This is a genomic window from Niastella sp. OAS944, from assembly GCA_024809215.1.
In the GTDB taxonomy this organism is placed as follows: domain Bacteria; phylum Bacteroidota; class Bacteroidia; order Chitinophagales; family Chitinophagaceae; genus Niastella.
In genome coordinates, this window is the sequence record JANUBW010000007.1 from 423,467 (window position 1) to 435,638 (window position 12,172).

Annotated in this window: 13 protein-coding genes; 8 read left to right on the forward strand and 5 right to left on the reverse strand. The window is 45.1% G+C overall.

The annotated features are described in order from the left end of the window. Positions 1–34 precede the first annotated feature (34 nt). Positions 35–607: a hypothetical protein gene (locus tag GGD38_RS26120; protein WP_375296652.1), complete on the reverse strand. Its 573-nt coding sequence runs from the start codon at positions 605–607 to the stop codon at positions 35–37. A 134-nt stretch (positions 608–741) separates the two neighbouring features. Between GGD38_RS26120 and GGD38_RS26125 the strand changes: the two genes are divergently transcribed. The 5 genes from GGD38_RS26125 to GGD38_RS26145 all read left to right on the forward strand — a co-directional run bounded on the left by GGD38_RS26125 (position 742) and on the right by GGD38_RS26145 (position 7,180). Continuing rightward, a complete protein-coding gene (locus GGD38_RS26125; protein ID WP_375296651.1) occupies positions 742–1,842 on the forward strand; it encodes a Nif3-like dinuclear metal center hexameric protein in 1,101 nt (366 codons plus the stop codon). 91 nt (positions 1,843–1,933) lie between these two features. Next, the gene (locus GGD38_RS26130; protein ID WP_375296650.1) at positions 1,934–2,692 is read left to right on the forward strand and encodes a zinc ribbon domain-containing protein; all 759 of its coding nucleotides are present in this window, start codon (positions 1,934–1,936) and stop codon (positions 2,690–2,692) included. A gap of 300 nt (positions 2,693–2,992) precedes the next feature. Then, complete coding sequence (locus GGD38_RS26135; RefSeq protein ID WP_375296649.1) at positions 2,993–4,486, forward strand: tetratricopeptide repeat protein; 1,494 nt, start codon at positions 2,993–2,995, stop codon at positions 4,484–4,486. A 115-nt stretch (positions 4,487–4,601) separates the two neighbouring features. Next, positions 4,602–6,260 carry a DNA repair protein RecN gene (gene recN, locus GGD38_RS26140; RefSeq protein ID WP_375296648.1) on the forward strand — a complete coding sequence of 553 codons (1,659 nt, stop codon included), beginning with the start codon at positions 4,602–4,604 and terminating at the stop codon, positions 6,258–6,260. 107 nt (positions 6,261–6,367) lie between these two features. Then, entirely contained in the window at positions 6,368–7,180 is an 813-nt protein-coding gene (locus tag GGD38_RS26145) for an SDR family oxidoreductase (RefSeq protein WP_132553976.1), read from the forward strand. A gap of 189 nt (positions 7,181–7,369) precedes the next feature. Here the strand turns inward: GGD38_RS26145 and GGD38_RS26150 are convergent, their stop codons facing one another. After that, a complete protein-coding gene (locus GGD38_RS26150) occupies positions 7,370–7,591 on the reverse strand; it encodes a DUF2795 domain-containing protein (RefSeq protein ID WP_014221625.1) in 222 nt (73 codons plus the stop codon). 248 nt (positions 7,592–7,839) lie between these two features. On the opposite strand from GGD38_RS26150, the gene GGD38_RS26155 reads away from it, so the two are divergent. Beyond that, positions 7,840–8,493: an ABC transporter ATP-binding protein gene (locus GGD38_RS26155; RefSeq protein WP_375296647.1), complete on the forward strand. Its 654-nt coding sequence runs from the start codon at positions 7,840–7,842 to the stop codon at positions 8,491–8,493. A gap of 128 nt (positions 8,494–8,621) precedes the next feature. Here GGD38_RS26155 and GGD38_RS26160 read toward each other — a convergent pair whose 3' ends face one another. Genes GGD38_RS26160 through gatC form a run of 3 tightly spaced genes read right to left on the reverse strand, consistent with a single transcriptional unit; the run spans position 8,622 to position 10,257 of the window. Further along, positions 8,622–9,182: a cob(I)yrinic acid a,c-diamide adenosyltransferase gene (locus GGD38_RS26160; RefSeq protein ID WP_375296646.1), complete on the reverse strand. Its 561-nt coding sequence runs from the start codon at positions 9,180–9,182 to the stop codon at positions 8,622–8,624. 41 nt (positions 9,183–9,223) lie between these two features. After that, positions 9,224–9,925 carry an ABC transporter ATP-binding protein gene (locus tag GGD38_RS26165; RefSeq protein WP_375296645.1) on the reverse strand — a complete coding sequence of 234 codons (702 nt, stop codon included), beginning with the start codon at positions 9,923–9,925 and terminating at the stop codon, positions 9,224–9,226. A gap of 38 nt (positions 9,926–9,963) precedes the next feature. Further along, complete coding sequence (gatC, locus tag GGD38_RS26170; RefSeq protein ID WP_375296644.1) at positions 9,964–10,257, reverse strand: Asp-tRNA(Asn)/Glu-tRNA(Gln) amidotransferase subunit GatC; 294 nt, start codon at positions 10,255–10,257, stop codon at positions 9,964–9,966. A 174-nt stretch (positions 10,258–10,431) separates the two neighbouring features. Here gatC and trpS point away from each other — a divergent pair, with 174 nt between their 5' ends. Both trpS and GGD38_RS26180 read left to right on the forward strand, forming a co-directional pair. Beyond that, on the forward strand, positions 10,432–11,439 hold the full coding sequence (gene trpS, locus GGD38_RS26175; protein ID WP_375296643.1) for a tryptophan--tRNA ligase: 1,008 nt from the start codon (positions 10,432–10,434) through the stop codon (positions 11,437–11,439). A 91-nt stretch (positions 11,440–11,530) separates the two neighbouring features. Further along, positions 11,531–12,166 carry a deoxynucleoside kinase gene (locus tag GGD38_RS26180; protein WP_375296642.1) on the forward strand — a complete coding sequence of 212 codons (636 nt, stop codon included), beginning with the start codon at positions 11,531–11,533 and terminating at the stop codon, positions 12,164–12,166. The last annotated feature ends 6 nt before the right edge of the window (positions 12,167–12,172 follow it).

Below are 12,172 nucleotides of genomic sequence, written 5' to 3' on the forward strand. Positions count from 1 at the left end.
TGTTATAAGCGATTTGCCTGATACAACCAGGTTCTTAGTTCTTAAGTATAGTGATCGTTTTATTCGCATCATGCCCCTTAATAGAAGTGGAATCGGCCGGTGGGGCGGGAAGCTTATAATTATACGTTACCACAAAACGTGAGTATATCTTCATCATATGCGACTGAAACTGAAATCCATCTCCTTTATCAGGAAGAATAGTACCGGTAAGCAAAAGCGAATCGCCACTTTGTGGTTTTAGTTCCAGGGTGATATTATACGAAAGTTTAGGATCGGGCTTCGTTAATTCAATATCATAAAAAGAATGATGGTCGTAGGTGAGGAACAAAGTAATGTTCGAATATGCCTTGCTCATGGTATCCTCAGTAACGCCATTGAGCACCTGTTTTAAAGGCGTTGAGTCCGACTGCATCCATACACTATCCAGGTACATCACTTCCTTGGGATTATCGGCCAGGTAAACCTTCATTTTTTTAATAATGGAATCGGGCGTGTTCTTAAACACGATGGTATCGCTTCTGGTCGATTTGGGTTTAGGCTTAAACCAAAAGTACATGCCTACACCGGCAGCGACCATGATCAAAAGTATTATCCAGGTTCCGCGCATAGATGGTGGTAGTTAGTGTCAATAATTCATTTAAAATACCAATAACCTTGCAATTAACATGCCTTGCTGTCATAAATATATTTTATTAACACAAGGCCGGCTATCAATTATCTTTGATTATAATCAGGTGAATTATGAAAATTGCTGATATCATTACCTTGCTTGAATCTGTTGCCCCGCCTTCACTACAGGAAAGTTATGATAATGCCGGGCTGCTTACCGGTAATGCGGGCTGGGCGTGCACCGGCGCTTTGTGTACCCTGGATGCTACTGAAGAAATAGTGAACGAGGCCATACAACTTGGCTGTAACCTTATAGTAGCGCATCACCCCATTATATTTGGTGGTTTAAAAAAGATAACGGGCAGGAATTATGTAGAAAAGACCATAATAACCGCCATTAAAAATGATATAGCGATTTATGCCATTCATACCAATTTAGATAATGTAATAGATGGCGTGAACGGTATGATGGCCGATAAACTGGGCCTGGTGAACCGAAAGATCTTATCGCCCAAAGAGGCCACGCTAAAAAAACTGTACACTTTTGTGCCGGTTGAACAGGTTGAGCAGGTGCGGGCTGCTTTGTTTGAAGCAGGCGCCGGGCAAATAGGTAATTATGATGAATGCAGTTTTGGGACCGAAGGCGCCGGCACCTTTAGAGGTGGGGCAGGCACCAACCCCTTTGTGGGCCAACCGGGCGAACGGCATTATGAAAAGGAATTGAAGCTTGAGGTCATTTTCCCGGCTTTTGTACAAAGCACGCTTATAAGGGCTTTACGTACAGCCCATCCGTATGAAGAAGTGGCGTATGATATTGTAAACCTGGCCAATACGCACCCAGGCATAGGATCGGGTTTGGTGGGCGAACTGCCCAACGCAATGCCCGAAACGGCTTTTTTAAAGCAGTTAAAACAGGCTTTTGGGCTTTCGGTAATAAGGCATACGCCCCTGCCGGGCAAAACGGTAAAAAAGGTGGCGCTTTGTGGAGGGGCTGGTAGCTTCTTGGTTTCCAAAGCGTTAGCTGCCGGTGCCGACATTTATATTACCGGCGATATGAAGTACCACGAGTTTTTTGACGCCAACGGCCGGCTAATAATTGCCGATATTGGTCATTTTGAAAGTGAGCAATTTACCATAGATTTACTGGCTGGGATTTTGCAGGAAAAATTTCCTACCTTTGCCGTCCTTAAAACGGCTTTAAAAACCAATCCTGTGCATTATTTTGTTGATTAGAGGGCAAGGCGCTGAAGGGTGCGACGCAAGATAAGCACAATCAAGGAGGGAAAGCCGGGTACAGGATTCACAACAAACTATTAATCTCTTTATGGCTAACGTTAAAGACTACTCTGTAGAAGAAAAATTAAGCGCACTCGTTGCATTGCAGAAGGTTGAATCGAAGATCGACGAGATACAGATATTGAAAGGGGAGTTACCAATGGAAGTAAGCGACCTGGAAGATGAAATTCAGGGTTTACATTCACGCCAGGTACGTATTGAGGAAGAGATCAACGGCATACAGGAGTTTATTAATAAAAAGAAAGAACTGATCAAGGAAGCTGAAGCCCTGATCAAGAAATACGAAAAACAAAGCGAGAACGTAAAGAACAGCCGCGAGTTTGAGGCCATCAATAAAGAAATAGAGATGCAGCAGCTTGAAATTAAGCTGGCCGAAAAACACATTCGCGATGCAAACGAAGAAATAGCTGAGAAAGTAGTTGTTCTCGATAAAGCTAAAAAGAACATCGCTACCAAAGAAGGTGTGTTAAGCACCAAAAAAGGTGAGCTGGAAAAGATTATCGCTACCAACGAAAAAGAAGAAAAAGCATATAACAAACAGGCTTCTGAAGCCCGTGAAAAAGTTGAAGAGCGTTTGTTGCTTTCTTATGATCGTATTCGTAAGAACTACCGTAACGGTTTAGGTGTGGTGCCCGTTGAGCGTGACGCCTGTGGCGGTTGCTTTAACGCCATCCCCCCACAACGTCAAAGCGAAATTCGTCAACGTAAAAAGATCATCGTTTGCGAAAACTGTGGTCGTATCCTGGTTGACCGCGACCTGTTCGACACGGTAGATGTAGTGAAATAAGACATTTTAATATACTTTAAAAGGTGAGCCGCTCTTTATGGGCGGCTCACCTTTTGTTTTAGGGCGGGTCCTCTTTTTAAGGGGATTTGCCCTGGTTTAGTTAATACCATCTAAGTATCAAGTCCGTACCAAGTCCGTACCATCTCCGTACCAAGTCCGTGGTTTTAACGGACATGGTATGCTTTTCCTAAGCTAATGGTACCCTTTTAAAGCGAAGTTGGTACGCACCAAAGAGCCTTAAGTCACGAACCTTGTGCCTTGAGTCTTGTGCCTTGTGCCTTCTAACCGTATCTTGCAGCCATGATTAGGCTTTGGTGTACCTGTTTGGCGCTTTTACTGGTTTTGATATACCTGCCCTGCCGGGCCGAAAAAGTGTTTGATTTTAACGACCGGTGCAAACAGGCTTACCACGAGATCATTAAGCTTAAACTGAACAATGGTCAGCAGTTATTGAATGCCGAAAAAGCCGAACATCCCGATAACCTCATTCCATACTTCCTGGAGAACTATATCGACTTTTTTGTGCTTTTCTTCAATGAAGATCCGGCGGAATACAAAAAGCGCCTGCCCAACCGCGATACCCGGTTAGATAAAATGGATGAGGGGCCCGAGAAATCGCCTTTTTTACTATTCACCCGGTCGGTGATCCATTTTCAATGGGCGGCTGTACGGGTTAAGTTTGGTAATAACTGGGATGCAGGGTGGGAGTTTCGCCGCTCATATTTACAAATAAAAAAGAACCTGGAGGCCTTTCCCGATTTTACCCCCAACTTATTATATGCCGGCGCCATGCAGGTAGCGGCCGGCACCATTCCCGATGGCTATAAATGGTTAAGCAATTTGCTGGGCATCAATGGCAGTATAAAAAAGGGCATGGCCCGCATGATAAACTTTATAAACAGCGACAGTGAATGGAAGTGGCTTTTTAATGAGGAAGCAATATTTTATTATGGGTATTTGTCGTTTTATGTGCAGAACGATAAGGTGAGCATATTTAACGTTCTTGAGAGGAAGCATTATGATTTGGTGAATAATCATCTGTTAACCTATCTCGCCGCCAATTTGAATCGCAATAGTCAGAATGCAGAGAAAGCCGAAACGATACTAAAGAACAGGAACATCAGCGCCGACTACATGGCAACGCCGGTATGGGATATGGAAATGGGTTATAATAAAGTGCATGGTCTCGATGCCGATGCTGCCATTTACCTGGAACGGTTTATTTTCAACTTCAAGGGTAAGTTCTATGTAAAGGATATATTGCAGAAGCTAAGCTGGCATTATTACCTGCAGGGCGATGATGCTAAAGCGAAAGCATACCGGCAAAAAGTGCTAAAAAGCGGCAGCACATTTTCAGAAGCCGATAAACAGGCGCAAAAGGAAGCATTGACCAACGACTGGCCCAATAAACTATTATTGCAGGCGCGGTTGTTGAACGATGGCGGTTATTACAAACAGGCCATTGCCCTGTTGCATGGCAAAAACGCCAGCAGTTTTACATTGCCCGAGGAAAAGCTGGAATTTGCCTACCGGGCGGGCCGTATATACGATGATATGGGAAACGATAGCATGGGCATTGTTTTTTACAAACAGGCTATTGAACTGGGCGAACATCGTAAAGAACATTTTGCCGCCCGCGCGGCCCTGCAAATAGGTTATGTTTACGAACAACAGGGCGATAAGCAAACTGCTAAACAATGGTTTCAGCGTTGCTTAGACATGGAAGACCATGATTTTAAAAATTCACTCGACCAAAGAGCAAAGGCTGGTTTGGCGAGATGTAATAATGAATAACTCTGATAGGAGGTAGCCCCCCTCCACCGGAGGGGGGATGGGGGGAGGCCCGGGGAAAACTCCATTATAAAAAATGCCCAATGCCAATTATATTTGTTACGCTCAAAATCGTACTGTGCTTAAAAAACTATTCATACAGAACTTTGCAATCATTGACGAGATAGAGATCGACTTCTCGCCAAAGCTGAATATAATAACGGGTGAAACCGGCGCCGGTAAATCAATTATCATGGGAGCCCTGTCGTTGATACTGGGCGACCGGGTTGATACTTCGGTACTGCAAAGCCGCGACAAGAAATGTTATGTAGAAGGCATTTTTGTAATAGCTGAAAAGAAAGCGGTAAAAGCCTTTTTACGCGAGCAGGACCTCGATGTGGAAGAAGAACTCGTTATTCGCCGCGAAATTGGCGCCAATGGCAAATCAAGAGCATTTGTAAATGATACACCGGTTAACCTGGAGCAACTGCGCCAGCTTAGTTCTATGCTGGTTGATCTGCACCGCCAGTTTGATACCCTTGAACTGGGTGAAAGCGATTTTCAACGCCAGGTGCTCGATGCGCTGGCCGGCCATGCCGATGTATTACAACAATACCAGGCCGCATTTACCCAATGGCATCAGGCCCAACAAGAGTTAACTGCATTACAACAACAGAAAGACCAGTTTACCAAAGAATACGATTATAATAAATTCCTGTTCGATGAGCTGCATGAAGCAGGGCTGAAGGAAAATGAACTGGAAGAAGCCGATGCAACGCTTAAGATGCTCGGCAATGCAGAAGGTATAAAAACCTCGTTGAGCAAAGTAGTGTACGAGCTAAGTGAAGGTGAAACGCCCATGGTACAACAACTGAAATCGTTGTGCAACCAGCTGAGCCCTTACACCGAACATCATGCGGCTTTGCCGGCTTTGTTACAACGGCTGTTATCGGCTCAGATAGAGTTGCAGGATATTGCCGATGAAGTAGAGCGCATCAATGACCATGTGCAACATGATCCCAAAAAGATAGAACAACTGAACGACCGCATTTCTACAGGTTATAAATTGCTGAAGAAACACGGCGTTCATACCACACAGGAGCTGCTTACCATAAAAGACAACCTGGAGCAAAAGTTACAGGCGGTGCTGAATATAGACGAGGCCATTCAAACCAAAGAAAAAGCAGTGCAGCAGTTGTTGCAAAAAGCAACAGAGCTGGCTGCCAAACTAACGGCCAACCGGGTTAAACAGGTGAAGCCGCTGCAGGATAAAGTGAATAAATTGCTTGGCCAGGTAGGTATGCCCAATGCACGACTGCAGGTTGATGTAACGCCACTGGCCTCGTTACAGAGTACCGGAATAGATGATATTGAATTCTTATTCGATGCCAATAAAAGCAACCGTTTTGAGCCTATTCGCAAAGTAGCGTCGGGTGGTGAGTTAAGCCGGTTGATGTTATGTATAAAATCGCTGGTAGCGCAATCGCTCGATCTGCCAACGCTCATCTTCGATGAAATTGACACCGGTATTTCGGGCGAAGCGGCCAAACAGGTAGGGGTAATTATGAAAGATCTTGCCCGTAAACGCCAGGTATTCAGTATTACCCATCAGCCCCAGATCGCCGGCAAGGCCGATGCCCATTACTTCGTATATAAAGACATTAAGGGCAATACCATTAAAACAAACATTAAACTGCTGTCGCAGGATGAACGTATAACCGCCATTGCAAAAATGCTGAGCGGGGAGAAGCCAACAGCAGCCGCTTTGGAAAACGCCCGCGAGATGGTGATGAATTAATGTGATAATTAGCTAATGTGCAAATGTGCTAATGAAATACAGGAAATGCGCAGAGAATGGAAAATGATGTTATTTTTGCGCGCATTCTAATTAAAAAACAAAATTCTATGGCATATAACCTGCTTAAAGGAAAGAAAGGGATCATATTTGGCGCTCTGGACGAAAAGTCGATTGCGTGGAGAACAGCTTTACGTTGTCATGAAGAAGGCGCACAGCTGGTATTGACCAATGCTCCTGTAGCTTTACGTATGGGCGAAATAAATAAACTGGCCGAAGCAGTGAATGCACCGGTTATTGGCGCCGATGTTACCAATATGGACGATCTGAAGAATTTGTTTGAAGGTGCCATGAAGCATTTTGGCGGTCAGGTTGATTTCGTTCTGCACTCAATAGGTATGAGCCTTAACGTTCGTAAGAACAAACCTTATACTGAGATCGATTACGGTTTTAACCAAAAGACCCTCGATATATCGGCTATGTCGCTGCACCGCGTGCTGCGTACTGCCTGGGACCTGGATGCTATCAGCGACTGGGGCAGTGTAGTAGCATTGACCTATATCGCTGCTCAACGTGTGTTCCCCGATTATAATGAAATGGCCGATGCAAAGGCATTGCTTGAAGGTGTTGCCCGTAACTTCGGTTACCACTATGGTGTTAAAAAGAAAGTACGTATTAATACCGTTTCGCAATCACCTACCAAAACAACAGCAGGTAGCGGCGTAAAAGGTTTTGATGGCTTTATTTCTTATGCCGAAAAAATGAGCCCGCTGGGTAATGCGTCTGCTGATCAATGTGCCGATTATGTTGTTTCACTGTTCAGCGATCTTACAAAGATGGTAACTATGCAGAATCTGTTCCATGATGGAGGCTTCTCCTTTACCGGTGTAACGCAGGCGGTTATTGAGCAAATGGAAAAATAGAAGTAAGATATAAGAAGTATGAAATTCGCGCGGGTTGAGCAGTCGTAAGAGTGCTCAACCCGTTGCTTTTTAGAAGGTCGCACAGAAAGTTCTTCTTACTTCATACTTCGTACCTCTTACGTCGGCCGGAAGCCAAAAAAACCGCCCGCTTTGCAGCGACCGGTTTGCACTATTTTTTAGCCATGGGCTTTAATACTCATCTTCATTAAAGAAGAAGTCATCCTGGCTGGGATAATCTGGCCAGATGTCTTCTATACCTTCATAAATCTCTCCTTCATCTTCGAGTTCCTGAAGATTTTCTACCACTTCAATGGGTGCACCGCTACGGATTGCGTAGTCAATCAGCTCATCTTTAGTGGCAGGCCACGGTGCATCTTCGAGATAGGATGCAAGTTCTAATGTCCAAAACATACGATTAGCCTGTTTAAAGTTTTAAATCCACGTACAGTTACCTAATCAAGGGGCGGAGAAAATGCCAGGTTCGATCCCCGGTTTTACCCCTCAATTTTTCGCAAAAGTAACCCTCCTAATGAAAAAACCAAATCTATCTTTGAAAGATAATGGAAGGTTTTCATAAAAACATTGTCACATAGGGTTCCTATGAACGGGAAGCCAATGGTTTGTAGTATCTTGACGCCCATATTAGTAATTCACAACACATGTTGACAGCGACGAATATTCAAAAATATTATGGTGATCTGTGGGTATTGAAAGGGGTTGACCTGGAGATAAAGCAAGGCGAAATAGCCAGTATTGTAGGGCCTTCCGGTTCGGGAAAGAGTACGTTGTTACACATTCTGGGCACCCTCGATAAGCCCGATAAAGGCGAGGTAGTGGTTGGAAATCAACGTATCAATTTCATGAATGAGAAGCAAATGGCGGCTTTTCGTAATAAACATGTGGGGTTTGTTTTCCAGTTCCACCATTTATTGCCCGAGTTTACAGCCCTGGAAAATGTGTGTATACCCGGCTGGATGGCCGGTAGGCGTAAGTCGGATGTAGAGGAGTATGCTTTATCGTTATTAACGATGTTGGGACTGGAGAAACGCATCGATAATAAACCAAATGCATTATCGGGTGGCGAGCAACAGCGTGTGGCGGTGGCCCGCGCCCTCATAAATAAGCCGGCTATCATTTTTGCCGATGAGCCTACGGGTAATCTCGATTCGGCCAATGCTGCCGAACTGCACCAGTTGTTCTTCTCCCTAAGGCAACAGTTCAATCAAACATTCCTCATAGTAACGCACAACGAAGAGCTGGCGCAAATGAGCGACAGAATATTGCATATGAAAGACGGGAAGATCGTAATGTGATAATTTGCTAATGAGATAATGTGCTAATGCACCTGCGCGGGTGCAATTTCGCATAGCAGAGAGCCGGCAATTAATTAGTCTGTTACACAGAAACAATTAGCATATTGGCATATTAGCACATTAGCCTATTAGACTCTCGCTTTCCAGGGTATTTCTTCAATATTCATTTGATGGCCGGTATAACGGGCCAGCACAAATAAATAATCGCTCAGGCGGTTGAGGTATTTCAAAATAATGCCATTTACTTCCAGGCTTTCCTGGTCGAGGCGAACACAACACCGTTCGGCACGGCGGCAAACGCAGCGGGCTATGTGCAGTTGAGAAAGCGTAGGGTGACCGCCAGGCAATATAAAGCTCTTCATGGGTGGTATAACCTCATTCATGCGGTCCATTTCATTTTCGAGCAGTACAGCGTCTTCTTCTTTTAGGTCGGGTATAAGTAGTTTGGGCTCTTTTACGGGGTCGCAGGCCAGGGCGGCATTCATGGTGAACAGGCGGTCCTGCACTTCCTGCAGTATCGTTCTGGCGGCATCGTCGGTAAGCAGGTCGCGGCACAGGCCTATCCATGAACTAAGCTCATCAACGGTTCCATAGGCTTCAATTCGCAGATGCGATTTAGGCACCTTGGTTCCGCCAATTAATGAGGTAGAACCTTTATCTCCTGTTTTGGTATATATTTTCTGTGCCATATTCGTCTATGTGATATTGCTGCTAAAGTAGGATGAAACTTTTACACGCCAACAAGTTCTGGTTTTCTTGTATCGCTTTCAATTAAACCATCGCGCAGGCGAACCACGCGTTTGGCATAGTTGGCAATATCTTCTTCATGGGTTACCAGTACTACTGTATTACCGGCCTCCTGTATTTGGGTAAAGATATCCATGATCTCTTTGGAGGTTTTGGTATCGAGGTTACCGGTAGGCTCATCGGCCAAAATAAGTGAAGGATTATTTACAAGCGCCCGGGCAATGGCCACACGCTGGCACTGACCACCCGAAAGCTCATTGGGTTTGTGATGGCTTCTTTCTTCCAGGCCCACCTTTTGAATAACCTCCATAGCCATTTCGGTACGTTGTTTACGGCCAACGCCTGCATAAACCAGGGGCAGGGCCACGTTTTCCAAAGCGGTTAGGCGGGGCAGCAGGTTAAACTGTTGAAATACGAACCCTATTTCTTTATTACGAACATCGGCCAGGTTATCGTCGGCCATTTTGCTTACATCCTGTCCGTTCAACACATAGCGGCCGGCAGATGGGGAGTCGAGGCAACCGAGGATATTCATTAGGGTACTTTTGCCCGAACCGGATGGGCCCATAAGGGCAACATACTCGTTGGTGTGAATATCGAGGTTAATACCTTTTAGCACCTGCAGTTCCTGCTTACCCATAAAATAGCTCTTGCGTATGTCCTCGAGGTGGATGATAGCATTCATAGAAATAGTTTAAAGCCGGGTGAATTATGAGGCCAGGGTTAATCTTTCTTGATCACCTTTGGCACTTTAAAGAACGTACCGTCTGAATCGGGGGCGTTTTTCAACGCTTCTTCCCGTGAAATGGACCCTTTTACCTCATCTTCACGTAACACATTGATAGCGTCTGTCATATGTAAAAGCGGTTCAACCCCAGTGGTATCCAGTTCATTGAGTTTGTCGACGAAATGGATCATTCGTTGCAGGTCGCCCTTAATTATTTCTTTTTCCTGCTCATTGAACTGCAGGCGTGCCAGGTTGGCCAGGTTTTGTACCAATGCATCATTTACTTCCATAGTCGCAAAAATAGCCAATATGCTAATATGCTAATGTGCAAATGTGCTAATTGATACCAATGGGCAGGAGGTGTGGGTGAATGGTAAAATTCAAGGTTTCAGTGTGTTGACGCCATTAGCAAATCAGCACATTAGCACATTAGCTCATTGCGATTTCTTATCTTCGCGCTCCTTATGCAAAGTGTTAAGAAAGAGATCGTCATGGGCGGCATTCGCCCCACCGGGTTTTTACACCTTGGCAACTATTTTGGCGCCCTGCGCAATTTTGTGCGTATGCAGGATGAATATCCCTGCTTTTTTATGCTGGCCGACCTGCATTCGTTGACCACCCACCCCGATACAAAAGAGTTAAAAACTAATATACACCGCGTTCTGGCCGAGCACCTTGCCAGTGGCCTCGACCCCGAAAAATGCGCCCTGTATTGCCAGAGCCATGTTTTTGAAACCTCTGAGCTATATCTGTACCTGAACATGGTTTCCATGGTAGGTGAACTGGAAAAAACCCCCACCTTTAAAGATAAAGTGCGGCAGCATCCACAAAACGTAAATTCAGGCCTGTTGACCTACCCGGTATTACAGGCAGCCGATATTCTTTTACACCGCGCCCATTTGGTACCGGTAGGTAAAGATCAGGAACAACACCTGGAAATGGCCCGCAATATTGCCGGTCGCTTCAATCATCGTTATAGTGAAGTGTTCCCCGAACCTGTTGCTTTTAATTTTGGCAGCGAACTGGTAAAGGTGCCCAGCCTCGATGGCGCCGGTAAAATGAGTAAGAGCGAGAACCAGATGGCAACCCTCTACCTCAGCGATCCCGATGACCTCATACGCAAAAAAGTAATGAAGGCCACAACCGATAGTGGTCCTAAAGAACCAAACACGCCTAAGCCCGATTATATTGAGAACCTGTTCTTACTAATGAAACTGGTAAGCGCGCCGGATGTTATGCAAAAATTTGAAGAGGACTATAACGCATGTACCATCAGGTATGGTGATATGAAAAAACAGCTGGCCGAAGATATGGTGAACTTTATAGCTCCCATACGCGAAAAGGCTGCGGCTATTCAACAAAATACCGATTACCTGCAAAAGGTAATGGAACAGGGCGCCGAAAAAGCCCGGCTAAGCGCTCAGGCTACCATGAAAGTGGTGCGTGAGGCAATGGGTTTGAATTATTATTAAAAAACACCGGCGATACCAGAAAGAATTGATATCTTAATTTTTTATTAGCCCCGCAAGGATCGGGGCTATAACGGGATAGAACTCAACAATAATGGCAAAAACTAAGAAACCGAAGCATATCGCTGTAGCGGGCAATATCGGTGCGGGCAAAACTACGCTCACTGAGCTCCTCAGTAAACACTACCGCTGGATACCCCAGTTTGAAGATGTAGACCATAACCCCTATCTGTTCGATTTTTATGACGATATGCCCAGGTGGAGTTTTAACCTGCAGATCTACTTCCTTAACAGCCGTCTTAAACAACTCAACGATATACATCGCGGTACCGAAACCGTGGTGCAGGACAGGACCATATACGAAGATGCCTACATCTTTGCACCCAACCTGCACGAAATGGGTCTTATGAGCAAACGCGATTTCGATAACTATTTCATGTTCTTCGAAACCTTAAAAACAATGGTGCAGCCGCCCGATCTGCTTATCTATCTGAAAGCATCGGTGCCAACGCTGGTTGCACAAATTCAAAAGCGTGGCCGCGAATACGAAGAGAATATCAGGCTCGATTACCTCAAACGCCTAAACGATTTCTACAATAAATGGATCGATGGCTACAAAGAAGGTCCCCTGCTGGTAATAGACATCGATAAGAACAAGTTCCCCGAAAACGACGAACACCTGGGTGACATCATTCGGAAGATTGATTCCCAGTTATACGGTTTGTTCTAAATGCTG

Bases quoted from the DNA above. Each gene is read 5' to 3' on its own strand.
- trpS (WP_375296643.1), top strand. From the start codon at position 10,432: ATGCAAAGTGTTAAGAAAGAGATCGTCATGGGCGGCATTCGCCCCACC.
- GGD38_RS26160 (WP_375296646.1), bottom strand. From the start codon at position 9,182: ATGGCACAGAAAATATATACCAAAACAGGAGATAAAGGTTCTACCTCA.
- GGD38_RS26155 (WP_375296647.1), top strand. From the start codon at position 7,840: ATGTTGACAGCGACGAATATTCAAAAATATTATGGTGATCTGTGGGTA.
- GGD38_RS26165 (WP_375296645.1), bottom strand. From the start codon at position 9,925: ATGAATGCTATCATCCACCTCGAGGACATACGCAAGAGCTATTTTATG.
- GGD38_RS26125 (WP_375296651.1), top strand. From the start codon at position 742: ATGAAAATTGCTGATATCATTACCTTGCTTGAATCTGTTGCCCCGCCT.
- GGD38_RS26135 (WP_375296649.1), top strand. From the start codon at position 2,993: ATGATTAGGCTTTGGTGTACCTGTTTGGCGCTTTTACTGGTTTTGATA.
- gatC (WP_375296644.1), bottom strand. From the start codon at position 10,257: ATGGAAGTAAATGATGCATTGGTACAAAACCTGGCCAACCTGGCACGC.
- GGD38_RS26180 (WP_375296642.1), top strand. From the start codon at position 11,531: ATGGCAAAAACTAAGAAACCGAAGCATATCGCTGTAGCGGGCAATATC.
- GGD38_RS26120 (WP_375296652.1), bottom strand. From the start codon at position 607: ATGCGCGGAACCTGGATAATACTTTTGATCATGGTCGCTGCCGGTGTA.
- GGD38_RS26145 (WP_132553976.1), top strand. From the start codon at position 6,368: ATGGCATATAACCTGCTTAAAGGAAAGAAAGGGATCATATTTGGCGCT.
- GGD38_RS26150 (WP_014221625.1), bottom strand. From the start codon at position 7,591: ATGTTTTGGACATTAGAACTTGCATCCTATCTCGAAGATGCACCGTGG.
- GGD38_RS26130 (WP_375296650.1), top strand. From the start codon at position 1,934: ATGGCTAACGTTAAAGACTACTCTGTAGAAGAAAAATTAAGCGCACTC.